Below are 23,284 nucleotides of genomic sequence, written 5' to 3'. Positions count from 1 at the left end.
GGCTGCCCGAGGCCGAGGCCAGCAGCATCGCTCCTGATAGCGGGGCCAGTCTGTCCGAGACCTGCCTACCGCCTCCGATCACCGCCACACCACCACAAGGCACGACGAAGGAGCCCTGCCATGACCTACATCGCGTTGGAAGAGGCCTTCATCATCCCGGAGTTGTTCTCGCGCCAACCCTCGTCGCCCCAGAAGATCCAGGTCAGCGACCAGTACGTCAAGGACTGGGGACGACGCCTGGGTGACTTTGAGGAGCACCGTCTTCCCGACATGGACGCACACGGCATCGACATTCAGGTCCTGTCGCTTAGCGTCCCCGGCATCCAAGCCGACACCGACGCCGGCGCCGCCGTCGACAACGCCCAGTTCGCCAACGACTTCCTCGCCCAGACCATCGCCCGCCACCCCACCCGCTTCAGGGGGTTCGCCGCCCTGCCCCTGCAGGACCCTGCCGCCGCCGTGACCGAACTCCAACGCTGCGTCGAGCAGCTCGGATTCAAAGGTGCCTTGGTCAACGACCACACGCAGGGCCGATACCTGGACGACCCCGCATATGAGGAACTGTGGAGCGCGCTGGAAGAGCTCCGTGTGCCGTTGTACCTGCATCCCGGCTCGCTGCCCTGCGACGACTGGCACGTGATGCGCGGACGGCCCGAGATGTACGGGGCCAGCTGGAGCTGGCAGGCCGAAACCGGCGGCCACGCCATGCGGCTGATCTATGCCGGGGTGTTCGACCGGCACCCCGCCGCAACCCTCATCCTCGGGCACCTCGGCGAGTTCCTGCCGTTCCAACGCTCCCGCATCGACTCGCGCTACCGCTCGCTCCGGGTCGAGGAACCGCTCCAGCGGATGCCGTCGCAGTACTTCGGGAGCAACATCCTGATCACCACGAGCGGGGTACTGGCCCCGGAGGCCGTACAAGCCGCCGTGCTGACCATCGGGGCCGACGCGGTCATGTTCGCGGTCGACTACCCGTACGAGGTGACGGCCGACGCGGTGGCCTCGATCGAGAAGGCTGACCTTCCGTCCCAGGTGAAGGAGAAGATTGCCCATCTGAACGCCAGACGTGTGCTGCGCATCTGACCGCAGCGCCTCGTCGGCAAGGTCGCCCAGCTCGGGCAGGGGGTCCGGTCCGGAGAAGACGGCGTGGCGGGCGGCCGCTCGGCAGCCGTGGGATCTCGCCGAACAGGAGCGCCGGACCCCGCCGGTGCGAGTCCCTGTTCTGCTGCTTCGGCTGGGCATCGGAGTCAGCGGACAGCCGCACCATGTTCTGCCGCCCCCTATTTGTCCTGCTCGCAATCGTCGCGCCGACCTTCGGCGCGACGGTTGCGAGCGGCGGCGCCGCCGGGAGAGGAGGCGGACACGCGCATCGCACCCTCCCCGGCGCGTGATCAGCTGTCAGACGGAGTCCGGGGCCAAGCCCGGGGCATCCCCGCACTGGGACAGGAGGGCCGCGATCTCGTCTGCCGGGCGGGCTGTGTGCAGGCTGAGCAGGTCGGCGATCAGGTCGTCCAGGGGTGGCCAGGGAATGTTCCCGTGGTCGTTGTAGAGGCTGACCAGACCGTGCAGGGCGGTCCAGAGCATGAGGCCGGCCTGCCACTGCTGCTCCGCCGAGGGCTGCCTGCGCTCTCCCTCGGCGGCGGCCGCCAGGGAGGTCACGACGGCCTCGAGCAGTTCGGCCCCGGCGCCGTGCGCTGATCCGGGGACAAGGTCGTCCGGCATCCGTCCGCCGAAGAGAGTGCGGTAATGGCCGGGCTGGCCGACTCCCCAGCGCACGTAGGCCGCGCACCGGGCGACGAGGTCGGCCAGTGGATCTGTGGCTGACTGCGCGGCCTGGTCCATCAAACGGGCCAGTTCCTCATAGCGCAGCCGCAGCACGTGCTGGATCAATGCGCTCAGGTCGGGGAAGTGGCTGTAAATGCTGGCAGGTGCCACCCCGACCTCACGCGCTACCTGCCGCAGCGTCAGCGTCTCCGGCTGATCAAGGGTGGACAGCAGCTTCGCCGCGGCGTCTACGAGCTGGGCCTTGAGAACCTGCCCCTGCCCGCGTGGATTGCGGCGACGGGGAGCGGAGCGCTCCTGAGACGACATCTTCGCCCCCTTCTGAGCGGTGCGAACAGTTGAGCAACAGATGTTCACCGTACAGGCAGCTCACGCCTTGACATCACTAACCAACGGTTGTTTACTGAAGTAACCAACAGTTGTTCAGTTAAAGGGTGAATGATCATGCGCATAGCCGTACTCGGAGCGTCAGGGCGGACCGGCAGCGCGCTCGTCGATAAAGCGCTGGAACGGGGACACGAGGTCGTGGCCCTGGTTCGCACGCCGGCCAAGGTCACCGTGCCTGCGTCGCGGCAGGTCGAGGTCCGGAAGGCGGATGTCACCGTCCCGCAGAGCTTCCCCGACCTGACCGACGTCGACGTGGCCGTCTCTGCCATCGGTATCGGTAAGGGCGACGGCCCGGGCGCACTGGTCGCCGGGGCCAGGGTGCTCGCCGCGGCGAACGTTCGCGCGACGGTATGGCTCGGCGCACTGGGCTCGGGTGTGTCGAGTCGATCGGGTGGGCTGATCTATGCGGGGGTGATGCGGATGTTCGTCGGCTCGGAGCTGGCCGAGAAGGTCGAGGCCGACCAGATCGCCCTGGATGCCGGCGCTACGGTGTTCCACGCTCCGGACGTCACCGATGGCCCCCTCAGCCCTACCCGCCACATCGTGCCACTGGCGGACCTGCGGCGTCCGCTGCTGCCGCCCCGAATCTCCCGGGCCACGCTGGCCTCCTTGTTGCTGGACGAGGCCGAGACGGGCCGGCACGGTACCGGAATCGTCGTACCCCTGAGTTAGTCATCGGTTGACGCGGCAGCCCCTGTTGTCCCCAGGGCGGGAGCGAACCACCATCGGCAACCGCGATCGCGGTTGAGTAGACGGCCGTGCCCGGCACCGACGCGTGACGGGGGGCTGCCCCTCGTCCGGCACACGCCGAGGCCACCGGGCACCGGCCGTCGCGGTACCCCGAACAAGGTCACCTGGGCGAATCAGGCATCGCCTGGTGCGAGTAACTGCATCGGAAGGTCATCATGAGCAACTTCTCAGGAAAAATCGGACTCGTGACGGGTGCTGGAAGCGGAATCGGCCGCGCGACGGCGATCGAGCTGGCCCGGCAGGGCGCCACCGTCACCGTCACCGACATCAACGAGGCAACAGCCGTCGAGACCACCGAAATGATCAGGAAGGACGGCGGAGAGGCACTGGCACTCAGCGTCGACATCGCCGACGAGGACGCGGTGCGGACGGCCGTCGAACGCACGGTCGAGACGTACGGCGGCCTCGACTTCGCCGTGAACAACGCCGGCCTGGACTCACACCACCGGCAGCTCGACCAGATGCCCCTGGAGGAGTTCGAGCGCGTGACCCACGTCAACCTGGGCGGGACCTTCCTCTGCATGAAGTACGAGCTGCCCGCCCTGCGCAGCCGTGGCGGCGGCGCGATCGTCAACGTCGCCTCCAACGGCGGCCTGTACGCGATCCCGACCGCCCCCGCCTACGTGGCGGCCAAGCACGGCATCGTCGGCCTCACCAAGGTCGCCGCCGTGGACTACGCGCCGCACAACATCCGCGTCAACGCGGTCTGCCCCGGCCCGACCCGTACACCCGGCTTCGAAAGGGTGGCGGCCGGCACCGACTTGATCGCGATGCAGGAGGCGATAACCCCACTCGGCCGGATGGCCACATCGGAAGAGGCCGCCGCAGCCGCAGTCTGGCTCTGCTCGGACGCCGCGTCCTACATCACCGGGATCGCGCTGTCGGTCGACGGCGGACGGCGGGCATAAGGGCCATCGCGGTCGGGGAGTGCACGGCCGGCGAAGCCCTCAGCCTGCCCCGGCCTCGGAACATCCGCACCACACAAGGACGGAGTCGTCAGCGACCCGACGACGGCTCATGAACGATCGAGGCTAACGCTTGTCGCAACATTCCTTGATCATTAGAGGTGTGTTGATGGCGAGGCTGGTGCAGGCATCAGGCGCTGAGGGCGGCAGCAGTCGCCCCGCCATGACCACGGCCGCCGGTGGACGAGGCGGGCTGTACGCCGGGTTCTGTGCCAGGGACCTCGGTGGCCGTCGGGGCGGTGGCCATCCATCCCGTGTGCTGCCCCGGAAGCCCTGAGGCTGCGTCGGTGGGTGAGGACGCGAAGGGCGCGTTCTCGTCGACGATCGGGGAGCGTTGTCCGAGGCGGGGTGCCGGCGTCGGGTGTTGCAGCGGCTGGCGCAGCGGAACGCAGCGTGGCGAGCGGTGTCCGCACTGCTGCCGACCGTGTTGGTACTCCTTCCCCGGCTCGTTCGCAGGCGTCGGCGAACGCACCGCGCCGTCTCGCCCGAACCGTCAAGGAACCGTCAAGCGCAGGGGGAGTCGGCCGTCAAGTGCCCCGACCAGCATCAGTCATGTCACTTCCACCACCTGATGAGAGATTTGGTCATGGCTACGTTCCTGTACCGGCTGGGCGCTTTCGGTGCCCGCCGGTGGCGCACGATGCTGATCGGATGGCTGGTCGCCCTGGCAGCCATTGTCGGCCTGGGGCTGCTGTTCCCCGGCTCATTCCAGAACACCGATTCCATCCCCGGTTCCCCGGCGCAGACCGCGCTGACGAAGATGGACCAGCACTGGCCGGACCCGGACAAGCAGTCCGCGCAGGTCGTCTTCCAGGCGCCGCCCGGTCACAAGCTGACCGAGCCCGCGCTGCGGCAACCGTTGCAGAGCGGCCTCACGGCGGCCGGTCACGTCAGCGGTGTGACCTCGGTCGGCGATCCCTTCAAGGTCGGTCCGGTCTCGGCGGACGGCCGGACCGCGGTCGCCGATGTGACCTTCACGACGGCCAAGGACAGCGACGTCCCGGCCGGCACGCTGGACGCTCTGAAGGCCACCGGGGCCTCCGCGGAGAAGGCCGGTCTGACGGTGGTGTACGGCGGTGACGCCTTCGCGCCGTCGACGTCCCCGGCGACCGAGTTGATCGGCATCCTCGTCGCCCTGGCGATCCTGTTCATCACCTTCGGTTCGATGCTGGCGGCCGGGATGCCGCTGCTAACCGCTGTCTTCGGCGTGGTCGGCAGCATGATGGCGATCTTGGGCCTGTCCTCAGTGGTCGGAATCTCCGAGAACGCCCCCACCCTGGCGATCATGCTCGGTCTTGCGGTCGGCATCGACTACGCGCTGTTCATCGTCTCGCGTCACCGGTCGCAGCTCGCGGTGGGCATGCCCGTCAGGGAATCGGTGGCGAGGGCCACCGCGACCGCGGGCAGCGCGGTCGTGTTCGCAGGGGCGACCGTACTCGTCGCCCTGGCCGGGCTGTCGGTCGCCGGTGTGCCGATGCTGACCTCCATGGGCCTGGCCTCGGCGGGCGCCGTCGCGATGGCCGTGATCATGGCGCTGACACTGCTGCCCGCCCTGCTGGCCGCCTTCGGGCGCAGGCTCATTCCCAAGCCGGGCTCACGGGCGGCCCGTACCGCCCGCCCGGACAAGGCGACCATGGGCACGAGGTGGGTGGGCGGTGTTCTGCGGCACCCGGTGCGCAGCCTGATCGTCGTGACCGTCGGGCTCCTGGCGATCGCCGCCCCCGCTGTGCAACTGGAGACGGCCCTGACCGACGACGGGTCGTGGTCGAAGTCGACGTCCACCCGCCAGGCGTACGACACGATCAGCGGTGCCTTCGGCCCCGGCGCCAACGGCCCGCTGATTGTCCTGGTCGAGGGCGACAACGCCACGGCCACAGCCACGGCAGTGGAGAAGAAACTCCATGACGTACAAGGCATCGCGGACATCAGCGGGATCGAAATCGCGAAGGACCGGGCGGCCGCACGTATCCAGGTCACCCCGACCACCAGCCCGCGCAGTCAGGCCACCAGCGATCTGGTCTCCCGTCTGAACACGGCCACCGCGCCCATCGCCCGGCAGGACGGCAGCTATGTTGCTGTCACCGGCCAGACCGCCGTCAGTATCGATGTCTCCACCAAGCTCAGCGGCGCGCTGATCCCGTTCGCAGTCGTCGTCGTGGGCCTGTCCCTGCTGCTGTTGATGATCGCCTTCCGGTCCATCGCCATCCCCGTCAAGGCCACCGTCGGATTCCTGCTCTCGGTCGGCGCGGCCTTCGGCGCGACCGTCGCCGTCTTCCAGTGGGGGTGGCTGTCCGGACTGCTGGGCGTGCCCAGTCTCGGTCCGGTCGCCAGCTTCGCCCCCATCATCGTCATGGCAGTGCTCTTCGGCCTGGCCATGGACTACGAGGTGTTCCTCGTTTCCGCGATGCGCGAGGACTACGGCCATCGCAAGGACGCCCTCCGTGCGATCGCCGTCGGAGCACGCAACGCCTCACGGGTGGTCACCTCCGCCGCCCTGATCATGATCACGGTCTTCGTCGCCTTCTTGTTCGGCGAGGACCCCGACGTCATGCCGATCGCCTTCGCACTCGCTTTCGGCGTCCTGGTCGACGCGTTCCTGGTCCGGATGACCCTCGTGCCCGCGGTCCTCGCTCTGCTCGGCGACCGCGCCTGGCGGATCCCGCGCCGCCTGGACCGCATCCTGCCGCACCTGGACGTCGAAGGCGACAACGTCAAGCTCGACCAGGCGCCCGCGACAGCACTCGACGGGCCCCATCGGGAGAGCGAGTCCGTGGCACGGTGAACAATTCCGCCGATATTGGGGAGCGGGAGGCCGCCGTCCCAACTCAAGGAGCACAGATGAGTGTCAGGGATGTCCCTGCCGACGCCGGCCAAGGCCCCGACAGCGTCCTGGTCATCGACGACGACCCTGGTATCCGGCAGTTGCTGATCTCCGCACTCACTTTCGCCGGATTCACCGTGGACGTGGCGGGCGACCTGACCGAGGCGCTGGCCCAGGTCGCCCGCCGCTCGCCCGACGTCATCGTCCTGGACGTCATGCTCCCCGGGGCGGACGGCTTCGAGATCCTTCAGCTTCTGCGGGAACAGGGCATCACGGTCCCCGTGCTGTTCCTCACCGCACGTGACGCGGTGGAGGACCGGGTTCGCGGCCTGCGCCTGGGCGGCGACGACTACGTCACCAAGCCGTTCAGCGTCGTCGAGGTCGGCGCCCGCCTCCAGGCACTGCTCCGCCGGGCCCGAGGCGGCCCGCCCACCGCGGAGGAGTCGACACTGTGCTGCGCCGACCTGGAGATCGACGACCTGCGCCACGAGGTGCGCCGCGGCGGCGACGTCATCGACCTGTCGCCCACCGAGTACCGGCTCCTGCACCACCTCATGTCCCACCAGGGCCAGGTGCTGTCCCGATCGCAGATCCTCGAAGCCGTTTGGCAGTACGACTTCGGCGGCGACTCGGTCGTCGTCGAACGGTTCGTCTCCAACCTCCGCCGCAAGATCGACCACGGCCGCACCCCGCTGCTGCACACCGTGCGCGGCGTCGGCTACACCCTCCGACAGCAGGCCGCCCGATGAACCTCGCCGGCCTCCACGGCCGCCTGCACTTGTCCCGCGCCAGCGTCCGACTGCGCATCCTGGCCGGACTCGCCATCCTGCTCGTGGCCGGGCTGACGGCCAGCTCGGCGACCAGCGCGCTGCTGCTGGAGGACTTCCTCCACAAACGCTACGCCCGCACCCTGCAGGACACCGCTGCCCGTATGCGGGCCGTCATCGCGCAGGGCCCCCAGGTCGCCAACGGCGACCAGCTCTCCGCTCTGGTGGGCCCGCCGCTGGGCAGCATCGCTGTCGACGGGCACGGCCGGATCCTGCTGTCCACCGGAGCGGCCGACCTCGCCCCCCAAGCGCTGGTACGCGTCACCGCCGCCGTCCCCGTGGGTCGCGTCGTCGCTTACGACAACGTCGAGGGCCTGGACGACCTCAGCGCCATCCGCATCCCCAGCCCCGGCATCACCCTGGAGAAGGCGGGCGAATCAGTGAAGCCGGCCGCGTTCATCCTGGCCATCGACACCTCCGTCGACGACTCCACCACCGACGCCCTGATCGCCCGCCAACTGGCCATCGTCGCCGGCGCTCTGGTCCTGCTGCTCGCCCTCGCCGTCCTCGTGCTACGGCTGGGCATGCGGCCGCTGGCCAAGATGGCCGACAGCGCCGACGCCATCGCCGAAGGACACCTGACCGAACGCCTTCCCACTCGCGGAAACCGCAGCGAGACCGACCAGTTGGCCGAAGCTGTCAACCGGGCCTTCGACGCGCAGGCCCGCGCTGAGGCCACCGTCCGCTCGCTGGCCGCGGACACCTCGCACGAACTGCGCACTCCGCTGTCCACCATCTCCGGCTGGCTCGACCTGCACCGCCAGGGCGGACTCACCGGGCCGCGGCTGGAGACCGCCCTCGGCCACATCGAGAACGAGGTCGGCCGCATGCGGTTGCTGGTCGAGGACCTCTCGCTGCTCGCCCGCCTCGACGCCGGCAGGCCCATCGAGCAGGACCCTCTCGATCTGACCGCGCTGGCCGCCAGTGTGGTGGAGGACGCGCAGGTCATCTACCCCGACCGCAGCATCACGCTGACCGCCGGTGGACCCGCCCAGGTAACCGGCGATACAGCCCGCCTTCAGCAGGTGCTGCGCAACCTCGTCGGCAACGCTGTCCAGCACACCCCGGCACAGACCGCCGTGCAGGTCGCCGTCACCACCACCTTCGGACGCGTCCAGGTCGAGGTGGCCGACGACGGCCCCGGCATCGCACCCCAGGACCTGCCGCGCGTCTTCGAGCGCTTCTGGCGTGCCGAGGCCAGCCGCAGCCGCGCCTACGGCGGTTCCGGCCTGGGCCTGGCCATCGTGGAGGCGATCATCCATGCCCACCACGGTCAGGTCTCGGTGGAGTCCGCCGTGGGCGTCGGCACCACCGTCACCGTCCGACTCAACGCGCAGCGCACCGGTACCGCGCCGCGGGACTGACCATCAACCTCCGCCTGGCGGCGCGTCCATCAGTGGATTTTCGCTGCACTACGGCGTGCTCGTCTCCACGATGTTGCGGCCCTCGTAGTCCTCGGCACCGAAGCCGATGGGTCGCCTGGGGTGTATGCGGCGGTGGGCGCTCGAGGATGCTTGCCGGTGTAATCGCGGAATCAGCGGCCCACGCTGCGAGAGTGGCGTCGACGCACCCGAGCGCGGCCGCGATCAGCGAATGCGGCGCGGATCGGCGGCGTCAGACGCATCCGTCCCGAGTCGCCGCGCGATCTCCGGTCGAAGCAGCGGATACCAGCGAGCGTTCTTCTCGTGGTGCGCCGCGGCACGAGCAGAGTGGTTGGCGAGAAGCGTGACCAGCTTGTGCCCTCGGTCCGCGTCGTCGGTGTAGCGACGAGTGATGGTGCCGACTGCATGCCGCAACGATTCCCAGACGGATTCACCATTGGGCCTACGCTTCAGTGCCTCGAGAAGTTCGTCGCCGAAGACGCCTATCTTGTCGATGTCGTACAAGCCGTCCTCCCGAAACGGATGTCGTGCGTGCTGGCCTGCGCGTTGACGTCGTGCGCGCATCCACGTTTGTCGGCGACGGCTCAAAAGTGGTTCTGGCTCACTTTCCGGATGTTGTTGGTGATCTTCACTCGGTGGGGTGAAGTCTGCTGGCTGCACATGAGTTGATGTTCTTGTGATGCTGCTCTGGTGGGAGCGGCGCGGTTTCGGCGGTCGGAGGGGTGGCCGCGGTGGCGATGGGTTCGAGGTCAGGGCGGGTGATTCCGCCGTTGACGGTGTGGATGGCGCTGGCGAGTAATCCGCGGGGCACGGCCGCCATGTGGGCGCGCGATCGGCTGGACGCCCTGTTCACGGATGGCGACTTCGCCGAGTGGTATCCGGTTGACGGACGGCGTGGACTGTCGCCGGCTCAGCTGGCGCTGGTGTCGGTGCTGCAGTACGTGGAGAACCTCACCGACCGGCAGGCGGCGGACGCGGTGCGCTGTCGTCTGGACTGGAAGTACTGTCTCGGCCTCGAACTGCATGATCAGGGGTTCGACTTCACGGTGCTGAGCGAGTTCCGTGACCGGGTGGCCGAAGGCGACCGAGCGGACCGGCTATTGGCGCTGATCGTGGACCGGCTCGTTGAGGCGGGGCTGGTCCGGCGACGAGGACGGATCCGGACCGATTCCACACACGTACTGGCCGCGGTTCGGCGCCTGAACCGGGGTGAGCTGGTCGCCGAGACCCTGCGGTGTGCCCTGGAAGAACTCGCCCTGCAGGGCGAGCGGTGGCGGCCGATCTCGTCACCTCTGACTGGGCGGACCGCTATGGCCGACCGGTTCGCTATGACCGGCTTCCGCGTGGTGGCGAGGCGTTGATCGCCTGGGTGTTACAGGTGGGTAAGGACGGGATGCACATCCTGCGGGGCCGTCTATCGCGCCGATGCCCCTCCTGCTCTGCGGGAGTTGAGGTCGGTGCAGGTCCTGCGGCAGGTCTGGGTCCAGCAGTACTGGCACGACGAGTCCGGTCAACTGCGTTGGCGGGCAGCGAAGCCGACCCGCGACCGGGCCAGCCGGAGGGCGACCGGGCAGAGGAACACCGGCAAGTCTTCAGCTGACGGCCGGCCGGATCCCGCCTCGGCACGGGTGGACTGCACCTCGATCTCCGCGAAGGCGACCGGATGCTCTGGTACACCACGCCGAGCTGGATGATGTGGAACGCCCTGGTCGCCGGCCTGCTCGTCGGTACGACGATCGTCTGCCTCGACGGGAACCCCGGACACCCGGCCACCGACGCGCTGTTCCAGCACGCCGCGCGGCTGCGCGTCACCCTGCTCGGCACCAGCCCCGCCTACGTCGCGGCCTGCCGGAAGGCCGGCGTCGACCTCTCCCGGCACGATCTCTCGTTGTTCAGTCACGAGTTGGGCCGGGACCGCACCACGGTGGTCGGCGCGAAGGACCGGTCGTCGGCTCGTCGACTCCGCCCTGGACTCCGCGCCGGACCGCTCGCGGATCTACGACGCTCCGTCCTGTCGCCGCGCTCATGCCGGGCGCGGCGCGGGTTCTTTCGAGGACCGGTGCCGGAGCTCGGGGGTGATCCACGCGCTTCCCCGTCGGACGCCGGGATCGCTCCGGTCCCAGAGGCCGGAGCGTTCGTGACGTCGGGGCGGTACCGCACACGAAGGGCGCGACGGACCGTCAGACAACCGTCAAGCGCAGCGCGGGCCGGCCGTCAAGTGGGCCGGTGAGGATCGCTGTTGTCACTTCCACTATCTGAAAGGGATTGAGTCATGGCTACGCTCCTGTACCGGCTGGGCGCCTTCGGCGCTCAACGATGGCGGACGATGACGGTCGGCTGGCTGTTCGTCCTCGGGGCCGCCGTCGGCCTGGGAGTGGAGTTCCACGGATCGTTCCAGAACAGCGGATCCATCCCCGGCTCCCCGGCCCAGACCGCGCTGACGAGCATGGACCGGCACTGGCCGGACCCGAACGGCATCGGTGATCCGGACGCGAGGCGCTCGGGCGGGTCCCGCGCTCGATCCGCGTGGACGAAAGTCTGCTGACGGGCGATCACCCAGCCGAACACCGAAGGATCCCGCGGCCGCGGGTCGCCTTCCAGCGGATCACGTCCGTTGCCCGACGGCCGACAGACGTGATCCGCCACCGCACGGCCGAGCGCGTCTTCGGTATCGGCCAGGCCACACCATCGTCCCCCTGTGGACGTCACCGCTCGCTGTGTGCCCTTCTTACCAGCGACTGTGCAGAGAGAACGGATCATCATGCGTATTGCAGCGCCCGGCGCTCGGACATCTGCCGCCGCGTCCGCGGGACGGCTCGCCGCCAAGGTCCCGGAAATCACGGCCCTGTTCTGGGTCGTCAAGATCCTCACCACCGGGATGGGCGAGACCTTCTCGGATTTCCTTGTCGGCCACCTGAATCCGGGACTCGTCCTGGGCTCGGGCGCGACCGCGTTGGCGATCGCGTTGATCGTCCAGTTCCGCAGCGACCGCTACCACCTCTGGATCTACTGGTCGGCCGTGACCATGGTGGCCGTCTTCGGCACCATGGTGGCCGACGCCCTCACCTTCCTGGTCGGGCTTTCGTACCCGGTGACGACGGTGGGGTTCTCGATCGTGCTGGCCGTCATCTTCGTCCGGTGGTACGCCCGGGAGAAGACCCTGGATGTGCACAGCATCACCACGCCGCGCCGGGAACGCTTCTACTGGTCGATGGTGACGACCACCTTCGTCCTCGGCACCGTCGCCGGCGATCTGACAGCCGACATGCTGCACCTGGGGTACCTGGGTTCGACCGTGGTGTTCGCCATCGCCATCGCAGTCCCGGCCGCCGCGCACCGCTGGGCGGAGCTGGGCACCGTCACCGCGTTCTGGTCGGCCTACGTCATCACCCGCCCGCTCGGCGCGTCGATCACCGACTGGCTGTCCTCGTCCCGTCAGGACGGCCTGGGCCTGGGGGCCGGGTGGGTCAGCCTCGGCGCGACGATCGTCATCGTCGCGCTGCTCGGACTGCTGACGACGCGCGGCGACCGCCCGGCCGCCGGCCTGCGCTCCGACGCCGTCCGCCCCGGCGAGGCGGACGCCTCGCTGTAGGTGTCCATCGTGGTGGTGACGACGTGCCGTCGCGGTCGGTCGCGCGCCGGAAGGGACTCGGCATGGAGATGGCCGCGCCGCAGGAGCCGATCAGGCCGGGCGGCGGGCACGGGCCGACGCCTCGGTTGCTGGGGGAGGTCGGTGGAGCCGATATCGCCCGGCGTCGCCGCCGGCACCCGTCATACGGTGGCGGCTGGCGGCGGAGGCGGGGCAGGCGCCGGGGCGGGAGTCAGGCTCACGTCGGCGCCCTGGCGGCTCACCGGGGGAGACCGTCGCCTGGCGTGTCTCTCCCTCCGCTCCGCCTGTACTGCTTCGAACAGCGGTCGCGTGCTGAAGTCGACGTGCCGGCTGAGCGCCGCGACGGCACCCGGTACCCCGGGTGATGACCTACTCGCAGACGATCTTGCGCTCCGCGGCGGCACCGGGGGTCTGGACTTCACCGTGGCGCCGGCGCAGAACTGCTCCGGGCGCGTGGTACGGCCCGTCGGCGCGTGATCGTCCGGTTCGTCCGGCCGGTGGGTCCCCCTTTTTTCGCCCTGTCACGGCGGCGTGCTGGTGGGCGCGGACGATGGTGGAGTCGATCTGGACGAGCCGGTCGACATCGCCGGCCGCGTCCGCGCGGGCCTGGATCTGCTGGAGAGCTCGGGTGAACACACCATCCAGGGCGTAGCGGCGGAAGCGCGTGTAGACCGTCTGCCATGAGCCATAACGTTCCGGCAGGTCGCGCCAGGAGATCCCGGTGCGGATCCCGTTGACAACTTGCCGATCCTCCATGCGCGGACGACCTGTCGCGGCCCGCGGTATGAGGGGAGCGAGTAACTCCCACTCCTGATCGGTGAGTTCATGGCGAGGTATCACCTCACCATGATCCACCACCCGATGATCTTTGAAGACGGACCCTAGTCGGCGGAACCGTCGAACCGGGTGAGACCTTCGCGGAGGCCGCAGTCCGTGAGCTCCACGAGGAAGCCGGCCTGCTGGCGGTTCCTGATGAAGTGCAGGTGCTGGGCACTCTCTTGGGCCGGGTTGGCGATGTCGTCCGGGTGACGATTTCTGTCCTCGTCACCCGCTGGTCTGGCGTCCCGCACCAACGCGAGAAGGTCATTGGGTCCTGGCGGTTCTGGCCCTTGACGGCGCTACCCCAGCCGCTGTTTGTACCAAGCGCGCAGTGCCTGACTGCTTGGAACCCCGACCTTCCGCTCGACCATCCACCCGCTGTCTTCGTGGCCTCCTCGGACGTCGTCGGCAGAGAGAACGGCCGCTCGACCCCCCCCGGGACCATGTGACCCTGGATCCGCTCGGGATCGTAGGGCACCACACACACCGTCACCGGAACTTCCCGGCCGCTCGGCTGCCCGCGGTGCGTCACCGGTGCAGGGACTCGGCGACGGCCGGGTCCTCGAGCACGGTGACGCACCAGGCGAAGTGCTCGTCACCGCCGCCCGGCGCGAAGGCGTCGCTCGTGGCCATCGCATAGGCGGCCCGGTACAGCAGGAGGTCGTCGAGCGCGTAGCCGAACTCGTCGGCGAACCGCGTGGTGAGCTGCCGGGTGATCTCCGGGGCGTGCTCGGTGCCCGCCGGGAAGATGGCCGCGGCCACGGCGGCGTCGAACCGGGGGTCCCCGCCCGTGGACAGGAAGCCGTAGTCCACGAGGGCGAGCGGCCGCAGGTCGTCGTCCACCAGCACGGTCTCCGGGAAGACGTCACCGTGGACGACCGCCTCGTCGGTACGGGGCAGCGAGCGCAGCTTCCGAAGCAGCCGGGCGCGCGTGTCGTCGAAGTCGCGGACATGCGTGGAGAGCTGGTCCGCGCACCGGCTGACCCGCCGGTCCACCAGGTCCGCCAGGGCGGATCCGAACGTGGCGTGGTCTTCCCACAGCGGGCGTTCCTCGTCCAGCACCGGAAGGTGCTTGACCTCGTCGACGTCATGGGCGTCCGCGAGGGCGCGCAGCACGCCGACCAGGCAGTCGACCGCTTCGGGCAGCACCTCGTCCGGGTCGTCGGTGCGGATCCTGCCCGCCAAGGGCTCGCCGGTCAGCTCCCGCTCCACGGTCATGGGGACACCGTCGATGTCCTCGACGGCGAGGATCTCCGGGGCGCCGAACGGCAGGTGCGCCGCGGCATCGGCGTAGAAACGCTGCATCCGCCGCAGTTCGGATCCCCGTCGGCGCTCCCACACCTTGGCCACCGTTCCGTCCCCGAGTCGGTAGACGGCTCCCTCCACCGCCGCCTCGACGGGCCCGGCGTCGGGATATCCGGCGTCGACGAAATGTCGTACGCGCCGGGCCGTGGTGTCCCGTATCGCATCGGACATCTCGTGCCTCCTTCCGCCCCCGGCGTGAACGACCGGCCGGTCGGCGGGGCCGACGCCGGGACCATCTCCCACGGTAGGCCCCTCGCCCGCACGACACCCGGTGACGGAGGGCTGCCGGGCGCCGTGCGGTCCGCCACGCGTATACAGCGGAACAGTGCCGGCGGATCCTGCGTATCCGGAGCCGGCAGTGGCTGTTCCTTCGTACACTGGCGGCCGTCGCCCGCCGACGGCCGCGTCCGGCCACTGCTCGGCGACCCGCCGACGGGCAACCACGCACTGCGGCGTCCGTCGGCCGCAGCCCCCTACCGCTAATCCGGCCGTGCCCCGCCCGGGACGCAGGGCCGAACTCGACCTTGCAGGATCGTGGGCGGAGCGCGAGGCGGCCCTTGACCAGGGCGCACGGCGAAGGGCCGCCCGGGGCCCCGCAGCCCTGTCGTAGCAGGGCGTTCCCACCTTACTGATCATTTCAGAATGAGTTTGGCTCACAGGCTTGGCAGTGGGCTGGCGGGCGGCAGAGTTCTGCGGGTGTCGGATGATCTTGTGCCTAATGATTTGTGGGATCGTGTCGCTCCGCTGCTTCCGCCTCGGCCGCCGCGGCGTCGGCGGTACCCGGGTCGGCTGCCGGCGGATGACCGTGCGGCTCTGCGCGGGATCGTCTACGTGCTGCGCACGGGCGTGACCTGGGCACACGTGCCGACCGAGACGATCGGCTGCAGTGGGGTGACGTGCTGGCGGCGCCTGTGTGACTGGACCGAGGCCGGTGTCGGGCCCGCCTGCACGAGATCCTCCTCACGGAACTCCGCAAGGCCGGACTGTTGGACATGGAGGACGCCGCGGTCGACGGCTCGCACCTCCGGGCCCTCGAAGGGGGCTCACACCGGACCTTCGCCGGTCGACCGCGGCCGCCGGGGCAGCAAGCACCATGTGATCACCGACCGGCACGGCACGCCCCTTGCGGTGTCGGTGACGAGCGGAAACCGTCACGACGTCACCCAGCTCATGCCCCTGCTGGACGCGATCCCCCGCATCCGCGGCCTGGTGGGCAGGCCACGTCACCGACCACGGCGGCTGTTCGCCGACCGCGGCTACGACTACGACAAGTACCGTCGTCTGCTCCGCGCTCGCGGCATCACGCCGAAGATCGCCCGCAAGGGCACCGCCCACGGATCCGGCCTGGGCAAGACCAGGTGGGTTGTCGAGCGAACCTTCGCCTGGCTCCACCAGTTCAAACGTCTGCGGATCCGCTACGAGATACGAGCCGACCTCCACCTCGGACTACTCCAACTCGCCTGCAGCATCATCTGCTGGAGACGACTCCGAACCTCATTCTGAAATGATCAGTTACTGATCTTTTCGTAAGTTCGGTGGGTGTGTTGGGTGGATGGTCAGGCCGGTGTGGGTGAGAAAGGACCATGGCAGTTGTGGGTTGTGGTTGATGCGGTGGATGCCTTGTTCGGTGGCGTCGGCGACATCGGCGAGATGGTCGCCGGCGAGGTTGGCGAGTTCACGTTTCTTGAGCGAGGACCACAGCAGTTCCACCGGGTTCAGCTCGGGAGCATAGGCCGGTAATCGCTCCAGAGTGAGCCAGTCCTGCTCGGCGACCCAGGCGCGCATCCCCCGGCTCCAATGGGCCGACAGGCCGTCCCAGACCAGCACCACTCGCTCGCCGCGGTAGAACACCTTCATCTGCTCCAGGACCTCGATGAGGGCGGTGGTGTTGTAGCTGCCGGGCTTGAGGTGGAAGCACAGGCGAGCCCCGCGATCGGGATCGGTGGAGTGGTAGCCCAAGGCCCCGGCCATCGACGCACGCTTCCAGTTCAGGCGGTGCCGCAGCAGCGGAGTCCGCCCACGGGGCGAGTAGGTGCGGCGGATCTGAGGCAGCAGGGAGACACCTGATTCGTCGAGGAACACGATCCAGGCACGTGTGTTCACGGCCCCTTTTTGATGCGCGGCCACTCGTGCGCGATCCAGCGGGCGATCTCGGACTCGTCCCGCTCGACCGCCCTCCGCTCGGGCCGTTGCAGACTCCACCCGAGTCGGCCGGTCAGCAGTCGCCACACCGACGCCCTCGACAACGCCACCCCCGTTATCTGCTCCACGACGGCGCCGACTCGCTCCAGGGTCCACAGGTCGGCCTCGAAACCATGAGCCTGAGCTCCTCGCGCCAACGCGGCCCGGACGGTCTCGACCTGGGCGTCGTCCAGCTTGGGCGGGCGACCGGTGGCCGCACGCCGCCGCAGGGCCGAAACGCCGCCTTCCTCCCACACCCGACGCCAACGCCGGACACTCTCGGCACACACACCCACCGCCCGCGCGATCTCCGCATTCGAGGCGCCCTCCTCGAACAACTCGACCGCTCGCACACGCCGTGCCTCCGCCAACTGAGGCCGCGACAAAGGAGGAAGAGACGACCTGACAGCCGAAGGTGAGGGTTGATAAGCCACCCCGAAAGCCTCCCACTCGCAAGGCCAACACACCCACCGAACTTACGAAAAGATCAGTAGGGCTCGCAGATCAATAACCCGTGGCTTTGATCTTCGGTTAGGTGAGGTCTGGGGTAAGGAAGGCCGCGATGTCGGCAGGTGTGCGGAAGCGGGCGGTGGATGGGTCGACGTGGTGACCGTGTGCTTCCAGGAGCGGCCGGACTTCCTGGCATGCTCGGCTGATGGTCATGGCCGTGACTCCGGGGAGCTGGCCCAGGAGGTCCATGGTGGCGAGTTTGCGCAGGTGGAGCACGGTGGCCAGGATCCGGTCCGCTGGTGTGAGCTTGGCTTTGGCGCCTGTGCCGGCGGCCACCAGGCGCTCGTGACCGCGACGGGTACGGAGGATCCGCTCACGCTGTAGCTCCATCTCGGGGAGGAGTACGTCGGTCAGTTCGCCGAACTGCTGATGGGACATGCCGGTGAGTTCGGGGTGCCGCAGGCAATGTGCAGTCACAGGTGGCGGGTTGGGCACTGGCGGCTGGTCCGTCGTGCTGATGACCTTGGATTCTTCCAGTGATGGTTGCGGATGAAGGGTGTAGTTCCAGTCGCCGTGGAAGCGGTGCCGGGTGATCGGCAGAGCGGCGAGTTCGGCGTCGGTGACCTGGACACCCGTGGGATAGCGGTTGGTGTCGAGCTCGTTATGCCTGTGGCGACCGGCTAAGCGGATCCGGTGAAGTTGGTTGCGTAGGGGGTAGCCGTCCCTTGGTTCAAGAGCAGTCATAGCAGTGGGTCTGAAACCCGGGGACTGGGTCCCACATCCGTGACGTTAAGACCCCCGGCACCCCTCACCTCACCCTCGTTCCCACTTCCTGGGTCCGTTTCTCCGCCTACGCGGCTAACCTGGGGGCGTGACGGCGCAACCGGTAAGTGGCAAGCCTGGCGTGCGAGTTGAGACCGTAGAGCTCAACGGACACGGTGCCCGGCAGATCGGCAACAGGTCACGCCAGTCTGCATCGCTGGCCGATCGTTCAGACGAACTGCGCGAGGCCATCCTGCAGGCGTCGACCATCGCGCAGGACTCCCTGGCCGAGGTTCCCGAGCGGCACGGTTGGTCCGTCACCGGTATGGAGGTCACCTTCGGGATCACCCTGGCCGCCGAGGCCGGTGTCATTCTCTCTCGACGGCGTCGGCGGAGGCGTCCTTCGAGGTGACACTCACGGTGGAGCGGACCGCAGGGGCGGGATGACCGGCCACTGGGTACGGATCGCGGAGGCGGGCGTGCATCTGGGTGCCGGCCTCCAGGTCACGCAGGTCTACGTGCTGACGGCTTTGCACTGCCTGAGGGACATGTCATCCGAGGGCGCCGTCCTGGAACTCACCCTGTCCGACGGGCAGGCGTTGACCGGCCGGGTGTGCGACGAGGACAGTGACGTGGATTTGGCCGTCATCGTGATCGAGAGGGCAAGCCGGTACCGGCTGCCACTGCCGCCGCCCATGGACTGGCCGCGGCCGTCGGTGCGCTGGCAGGGAATGTACGAGCCGCCCGGCCGGGTGGCGAAGCTCAGCGGGATCGTGTCGCACGCTCCAATCGAGTACCGCAGTGCGTCGGGCGGTGTGTTTACCGGGCTCCAGCTGACGGCCGAGCAGGACCTGAGGGACTTCTCGGGGTACTCGGGCAGCCCTGTGGACACCGACCCGGTCGAAGAGACGGAAGAACGGCCCGTAGTGGGCATCCTCATGGAGCAGGTGTACGAACATGAGGACCCGAACAGGGGGAGCAACGTCCTCATCGCCGCCTCGGTCAGGTACGCGATGGGGCTGTTCCCGTCGTACTTCGGTGACGGCCGGCCACGCGACGGAGCCCCCGCCCGGCGGGCTCCGTGCCCCGACGACGGGGACCCCGCGGAGCCGACCGCGCGGAAGGCCGCGCGAGAGGCCGAGGTCGTCCTAACCGCGCTCAAGGAGTGGGAGCAGTCCGAACTCATCTCGTCGGCGCGGGCCGAGGAGGAACGAGGGCACACGCTGCGGCAGTTCCGCGAACGCGCCCTGGGGGACGATGCGGATGACTGATACCACATCACCATGGGAGGGCAGGCTCCAGACCGCCGTGGCCGCGGTGGAAGGGGCCGGACCCGCTCTGGCGTCGCTGCAGACCGTCGTCGACGAGATGAGCCGCGACGACCAGCTGCTGAGCACCCCGGCCGCGGCGAGCGAGATGTCCTACTTCCTGTCCTTGCTGCGTGACCTGGGGGCAAACGCACAGGAGCAGCACGACCAAGCCGTGGGCCAGGTCTACCAGTGGGTGCGGAAGAGTCTGGTCCCGCACGAGCACCGGTGCGCGGTATACAACCGGGTCGCCACCGTACTTGCCGAGAGCGGGCAGCCGGCCATGGCCCGTAAGGCCCTCATCGCGGCGTACCAGTCTGCCGTTACCGGACTGGAAAGGGCATACACGCTGGCCCAGTTCGCCCTGCTGAAGGCCCGCAGCGGCCACTGGGGACCGGCTCGGCTGGATGCCCAGGCAGCCCTCCGGTTGCATGCCCGGGAGGCCGCCCGGTCGGCCGCGGAGGCCGATGGCTCGGCCGCGTGGCTGGACGTACGCATGCGCGCCGCCCGGGCCCTGTTCCTCGCCGACTTCGCCAGCGGACAGCTGGACCGGAGCCGGGCCGCGGACCATGTGCGGGACCTCAAGGGCATTTGCGATCTCCAGATCCACCGATGGGGCAGCGGTCACCCCCGGGCACTGGAAGCCCTCATGGTCATGACCGAGGCGCAGCACTCGGAGGCCTGGGTACGAGGCGATACGGCGGCCATGGATGGGCTGACGGAGACCCTCGCCGTGGTGGCCCAGCGATCCGCGACGCTGCTGGGGGCACGTCATCCCCAAGCAAAGGCCGCCCGTGCCGCGCTTCTCCAGGCCCACCAGGCCACCGCGGATGTACGCACGGACCGATGGCGGCAGGAGCGGGAGCAGATACGGGAACGCGCACGAGAGCGAGATCGGGAGCAGACCAGGGCGGAGACGGCGCGCAACGAGCCGAGGCCGCCGCCGCAGGCACCCGAGCAGGGCGACACGGGCCAGGACACCGAGGCACTCCTTCAACGGGTGCTCACCATCGCGCGGGGCAGGGAGAGGGACAGCAGCTGGACGCCGCACGACCCGTTCGAGTCCCTGAGGGAGATGATCACCGCTGCCCGTGTGGTGCTCTGGGACCTCGACGGGCCGATCTGCCGTCTGTTCGCGGGCCACCACGCGGCGCTGGTCGCCGACGAACTGTTGCGATGGCTGGAGGCACGGGGGCTGCACGGTCTGCTGACGGAGTCGGAACGGGAGTCGCTCGACCCTCACGTTGTCCTGAGTGCAGTGGACCTTCGGCACCCGGGCAGTGACCTGGTGGCGGAACTGGAGGAGCGGCTCACCCAGGAGGAGCTGAAGGCCATGCCCTCGGCGATGCCCACCGCGTACGCGGACCCGCTGATCCGTACCTGGACCGCGCTCGGCGTCCGGCAGGCCGTCGCTACCAACAACTCCCCACGGGTGGTCCGCAAGTACTTGGAACAACGAGGCCTGGACTCCTGCTTCGTCCCTCACATCTACGGCCGTACGCAGGACCTGCACCTGCTCAAGCCGGATCCGCACGCCGTCAACCGGGCACTGAGCGCGCTGGGTGCCGAGGCTTCGTCCGCGTTGATGATCGGCGACAGTCCCGTGGACTACAGGGCGGCCCACGCGGCCGGGATCCCCTTCCTCGGGTACGCGCGCAACGAACGTAAGCTGAAGCTGTTGAGGGACGCCGGAGCCGGTCACCTCGTCGAGTCGTTGGAACAGGTGCTCCAAATTCTCCGTGTACGGCGCCCCTGAGAACTCGGTCGCGTGCCTCCTCTCCTTTGCCAGTGCCCGGCAGGTGTGCAGGCCGGGAGGCTCGCGGCACGATGTTGAGCAGGCGCGCGCACCGCTGCAGCGGGCGGAGACCCACTTCGCCGACATGCGCATCAGCCGCCCGAACACGGTCCGCGCACGCAGCGCCCTCGACGGCGCAGTGCATCAAGAACCTTCTCCGTCCGATGCGCCGGCCGCACGCGCCGCCCGGATCGCAGCGCAGTCCCGTGAACGCTCCAGGGCGACCGCGCCCGCCGCACCACGCACCAACCCCGCCGCGGATCAGGTTCGCCAGGCCCACGACTCCTCCGTGCAGCAGCAGCCGGGCGTACGCCCAGCCTGACCGCCCAGACGCGGCGGGGCCCCTTGGGTCGCGGGACACGCGCCGCCCGCACTGCGCGGGTCCTGCTGAACGGCGACCGCGCGGTAGAGCAACGCCGCGCCCTGGCCGCATTCATGGACGACTGGGGCGCGGGCGGGCGGGGGATCGACGTCTCAGCGCTGGCCGATTCCCCGGAGGCTGCACGCGGGTGCTGCCGCTGGAGCTGTGCGCAGTGACGCGAGTGGAGAGCGCCAGCCGCTCCGCCTGGGAACTGCCCTGCCCTCCCAAGGCGCGGGCCTTGGATGACGACTGATTTCCGTCCCCGGGGACATCTCACTGGCCCCGGGCATCCGCGTGCCCGACCACCTGCGATGCTGGCGGCCGCGTCGGCGGTGCTCTGCCTTCAGCCGGCGCCGTTGAAGCGGCTGCTGCGCGGGCAGCGCTTCGGCAGCCCGGCGGATACCGTCGATGCTGCTCTGCCGTGTCAGGACGACGGGGTTGGGGGCGGCCCTTTCGCATGCGCCCTGGTACGGGCCGCCCCGACAACCCAACCGCGCGCCGGCCGGCGGCGGTGAGGAGACGCCTCCGGTGCTCGCGCGGGAGTTCCTGCCGCGCTAGGCACCTTGCGTGCACCGGGGGATGGGCGCCTGGTTCCCGCCTCAGTCGGACAGTGAGCGCCCGCAGGCGGTCGCACGGGCGAGGACCGAGAAGGCGGGCTCCCCGCCCCGCAGGCGCTCCTTGACGCGCCTGCCGTCGAGGGACACGTTCATCGCGGACAGGGCGATGCCCGCTGTGCGGCAGTCCCGGGCGATGGCGGCGCCGTCCACTCCAACGGCGCCGATCCATGCCTCCATCTCCTGCGGCCACAGTCCCAACCGGACCCAGGCCTGCGCCCGGCTCCGCAACTCGGGCCCGCGCAGGTTCACGGCCTGGCGGCTGAGCATGGTGAAGGCCAGGGCTTGAAGCGAGCGACGGTCCTCGCGGCGGGCTGTGCGCTGCCGGGCTGCCGCCGCGGAGCGGGCGGTGCGCCGACGGACGGCAGCCAGGTCGGCCGCCAGGTTAAGGCCTTCGCGGGCGGCGATGGCTTCCGCGGTGTCGGCCGGTGCGCCGGTGTCGGCAGGGGCGAGGTAGTCGTAGGCGGCCTGCAGCGCGGGGTCGGTGAACCGGGGACGGGTCATGACCGGGCTCTTCAAGGGTGCGGGCATGACGAAGGCCCCGATGCCGAGAGGCATCGGGGCCTTCGAGGAATGCGGCTGTAGGTGAGGGGGGACAGTCCGTGCGCGCTGCTCTCAGCGGAGCAGGCAGGCGATGAGGCGAGCTCGGTGGCGGCGAGCAGCGTTGGTTGCGTGCCGCGTTGGCCGACTTGTAGCGATGGAGTACTCCGGCCTGTTCCTGCGTCGGCGTGGGTGCCTTACTCCCGGCCAGCTGTATGTGTTCGATGGCTGAGAGATTGCACCGTCGCTTGCCGAGGCGGCGGGCGCGGGGTCGAGTCCACCGAGTGTCCGGCCGCCGGCCTTACGGGGTTTCCCACCTTGAGGGCCGCACCGGCCCCGGAGCGACGCCCCTGGGACCCCCTTCGCCGACTGCGTGCCACCCGTCATAAGCGCCCTCAAACCCCCAGGCCGCCGCGCAATTCCGCCACTTCTGGCGCGCGAGCGACCCCAGTTCCCCCCTGTGCGACTAGGGTCCGTCTTCAAAGATCATCGGGTGGTGGATCATGGTGGGGTGATACGTCGCCATGAACTGGGGATCCACCGGCCGGACGAACCGGACGATCACGCCCTCGGCCGATCCCGAGGCGGACTGACCACCAAGATCCACCTCGCCTGCGACGGCAAGG

At 69.2% G+C, this 23,284-nt stretch carries 21 protein-coding genes and 3 pseudogenes; 15 read left to right on the top strand and 9 right to left on the bottom strand.

Going from position 1 to position 23,284, the window contains the following annotated elements:
• The first annotated feature begins 33 nt into the window (after positions 1–33).
• Positions 34–1,083, top strand: coding sequence for an amidohydrolase family protein (locus tag ABZ915_RS45475; RefSeq protein ID WP_361816421.1), 1,050 nt, complete (start codon positions 34–36; stop codon positions 1,081–1,083).
• Positions 1,084–1,398: 315 nt separating this feature from the next.
• Here the strand turns inward: ABZ915_RS45475 and ABZ915_RS45470 are convergent, their stop codons facing one another.
• Entirely contained in the window at positions 1,399–2,091 is a 693-nt protein-coding gene (locus ABZ915_RS45470; RefSeq protein WP_361816306.1) for a TetR/AcrR family transcriptional regulator, read from the bottom strand.
• Between the two features lie 135 nt (positions 2,092–2,226).
• Between ABZ915_RS45470 and ABZ915_RS45465 the strand changes: the two genes are divergently transcribed.
• The 5 genes from ABZ915_RS45465 to ABZ915_RS45445 all read left to right on the top strand — a co-directional run bounded on the left by ABZ915_RS45465 (position 2,227) and on the right by ABZ915_RS45445 (position 8,896).
• Positions 2,227–2,841 (top strand): NAD(P)H-binding protein, encoded by a 615-nt coding sequence (locus ABZ915_RS45465; protein WP_361816303.1) that lies wholly within the window; start codon positions 2,227–2,229, stop codon positions 2,839–2,841.
• A gap of 233 nt (positions 2,842–3,074) precedes the next feature.
• A complete protein-coding gene (locus ABZ915_RS45460) occupies positions 3,075–3,827 on the top strand; it encodes an SDR family oxidoreductase (RefSeq protein ID WP_138911891.1) in 753 nt (250 codons plus the stop codon).
• Between the two features lie 643 nt (positions 3,828–4,470).
• Entirely contained in the window at positions 4,471–6,666 is a 2,196-nt protein-coding gene (locus tag ABZ915_RS45455; RefSeq protein WP_361816301.1) for an MMPL family transporter, read from the top strand.
• 56 nt (positions 6,667–6,722) lie between these two features.
• Positions 6,723–7,454 (top strand): response regulator transcription factor, encoded by a 732-nt coding sequence (locus tag ABZ915_RS45450; RefSeq protein WP_361816298.1) that lies wholly within the window; start codon positions 6,723–6,725, stop codon positions 7,452–7,454.
• A complete protein-coding gene (locus ABZ915_RS45445) occupies positions 7,451–8,896 on the top strand; it encodes an ATP-binding protein (protein WP_361816295.1) in 1,446 nt (481 codons plus the stop codon). Before ABZ915_RS45450 ends, ABZ915_RS45445 begins: the two co-directional genes overlap by 4 nt.
• A 222-nt stretch (positions 8,897–9,118) precedes the next feature.
• Here the strand turns inward: ABZ915_RS45445 and ABZ915_RS45440 are convergent, their stop codons facing one another.
• Positions 9,119–9,418, bottom strand: coding sequence for a hypothetical protein (locus ABZ915_RS45440; protein ID WP_361816292.1), 300 nt, complete (start codon positions 9,416–9,418; stop codon positions 9,119–9,121).
• 254 nt (positions 9,419–9,672) lie between these two features.
• Here ABZ915_RS45440 and ABZ915_RS45435 point away from each other — a divergent pair, with 254 nt between their 5' ends.
• The 4 genes and pseudogenes from ABZ915_RS45435 (at position 9,673) to ABZ915_RS45420 (ending at position 12,506) form a co-directional block, all read left to right on the top strand.
• The gene (locus ABZ915_RS45435; protein ID WP_361816289.1) at positions 9,673–10,275 is read left to right on the top strand and encodes a transposase; all 603 of its coding nucleotides are present in this window, start codon (positions 9,673–9,675) and stop codon (positions 10,273–10,275) included.
• A gap of 269 nt (positions 10,276–10,544) precedes the next feature.
• Positions 10,545–10,799: pseudogene (locus ABZ915_RS45430) on the top strand (acetoacetate--CoA ligase); the annotation flags it as partial.
• 387 nt (positions 10,800–11,186) lie between these two features.
• Positions 11,187–11,459, top strand: a complete 273-nt coding sequence (locus ABZ915_RS45425; RefSeq protein ID WP_361816286.1) for a hypothetical protein — start codon at positions 11,187–11,189, stop codon at positions 11,457–11,459.
• Positions 11,460–11,675: 216 nt separating this feature from the next.
• Positions 11,676–12,506 (top strand): hypothetical protein, encoded by an 831-nt coding sequence (locus ABZ915_RS45420; protein WP_361816283.1) that lies wholly within the window; start codon positions 11,676–11,678, stop codon positions 12,504–12,506.
• Positions 12,507–12,893: 387 nt separating this feature from the next.
• Here ABZ915_RS45420 and ABZ915_RS45415 read toward each other — a convergent pair whose 3' ends face one another.
• Positions 12,894–13,364, bottom strand: coding sequence for an IS5 family transposase (locus ABZ915_RS45415; RefSeq protein ID WP_361816280.1), 471 nt, complete (start codon positions 13,362–13,364; stop codon positions 12,894–12,896).
• A 101-nt stretch (positions 13,365–13,465) separates the two neighbouring features.
• Here ABZ915_RS45415 and ABZ915_RS45410 point away from each other — a divergent pair.
• Positions 13,466–13,792, top strand: a pseudogene (locus ABZ915_RS45410) (methyltransferase); the annotation flags it as partial.
• Between the two features lie 79 nt (positions 13,793–13,871).
• Here ABZ915_RS45410 and ABZ915_RS45405 read toward each other — a convergent pair.
• Entirely contained in the window at positions 13,872–14,819 is a 948-nt protein-coding gene (locus tag ABZ915_RS45405; RefSeq protein ID WP_361816277.1) for a phosphotransferase, read from the bottom strand.
• A gap of 471 nt (positions 14,820–15,290) precedes the next feature.
• Between ABZ915_RS45405 and ABZ915_RS45400 the strand changes: the two genes are divergently transcribed.
• Complete coding sequence (locus ABZ915_RS45400) at positions 15,291–16,151, top strand: IS5 family transposase (RefSeq protein ID WP_361816274.1); 861 nt, start codon at positions 15,291–15,293, stop codon at positions 16,149–16,151.
• Positions 16,152–16,160: 9 nt separating this feature from the next.
• Here ABZ915_RS45400 and ABZ915_RS45395 read toward each other — a convergent pair whose 3' ends face one another.
• The 4 genes and pseudogenes from ABZ915_RS45395 to ABZ915_RS45380 all read right to left on the bottom strand — a co-directional run.
• Positions 16,161–16,751, bottom strand: coding sequence for an IS630 family transposase (locus tag ABZ915_RS45395; RefSeq protein WP_361816271.1), 591 nt, complete (start codon positions 16,749–16,751; stop codon positions 16,161–16,163).
• Positions 16,748–17,182: a winged helix-turn-helix domain-containing protein gene (locus ABZ915_RS45390; protein WP_361816267.1), complete on the bottom strand. Its 435-nt coding sequence runs from the start codon at positions 17,180–17,182 to the stop codon at positions 16,748–16,750. The genes ABZ915_RS45395 and ABZ915_RS45390 overlap by 4 nt, the downstream gene beginning before the upstream one ends.
• Positions 17,183–17,360: 178 nt before the next feature.
• Complete coding sequence (locus tag ABZ915_RS45385) at positions 17,361–17,798, bottom strand: transposase family protein (RefSeq protein WP_361816418.1); 438 nt, start codon at positions 17,796–17,798, stop codon at positions 17,361–17,363.
• A gap of 15 nt (positions 17,799–17,813) precedes the next feature.
• Positions 17,814–18,023 (bottom strand): annotated as a pseudogene (locus ABZ915_RS45380) (hypothetical protein); the annotation flags it as partial.
• A gap of 127 nt (positions 18,024–18,150) precedes the next feature.
• Between ABZ915_RS45380 and ABZ915_RS45375 the strand changes: the two are divergent.
• The 3 genes from ABZ915_RS45375 (at position 18,151) to ABZ915_RS45365 (ending at position 21,104) form a co-directional block, all read left to right on the top strand.
• Positions 18,151–18,453, top strand: a complete 303-nt coding sequence (locus ABZ915_RS45375) for a CU044_2847 family protein (protein ID WP_361816264.1) — start codon at positions 18,151–18,153, stop codon at positions 18,451–18,453.
• A 31-nt stretch (positions 18,454–18,484) separates the two neighbouring features.
• Positions 18,485–19,312, top strand: a complete 828-nt coding sequence (locus ABZ915_RS45370) for a hypothetical protein (RefSeq protein ID WP_361816261.1) — start codon at positions 18,485–18,487, stop codon at positions 19,310–19,312.
• A 1,111-nt stretch (positions 19,313–20,423) separates the two neighbouring features.
• Entirely contained in the window at positions 20,424–21,104 is a 681-nt protein-coding gene (locus ABZ915_RS45365) for an HAD family hydrolase (RefSeq protein WP_361816415.1), read from the top strand.
• A 999-nt stretch (positions 21,105–22,103) separates the two neighbouring features.
• Here ABZ915_RS45365 and ABZ915_RS45360 read toward each other — a convergent pair.
• Positions 22,104–22,622: a hypothetical protein gene (locus ABZ915_RS45360; protein ID WP_361816258.1), complete on the bottom strand. Its 519-nt coding sequence runs from the start codon at positions 22,620–22,622 to the stop codon at positions 22,104–22,106.
• Positions 22,623–23,284: the final 662 nt, after the last annotated feature.

The organism is Streptomyces sp. NPDC046915, assembly GCF_040644935.1.
Lineage (GTDB): Bacteria > Actinomycetota > Actinomycetes > Streptomycetales > Streptomycetaceae > Streptomyces.
Note: the sequence above shows the minus strand (reverse complement) of the source record. Positions and strands in the feature narration are given on the sequence as shown.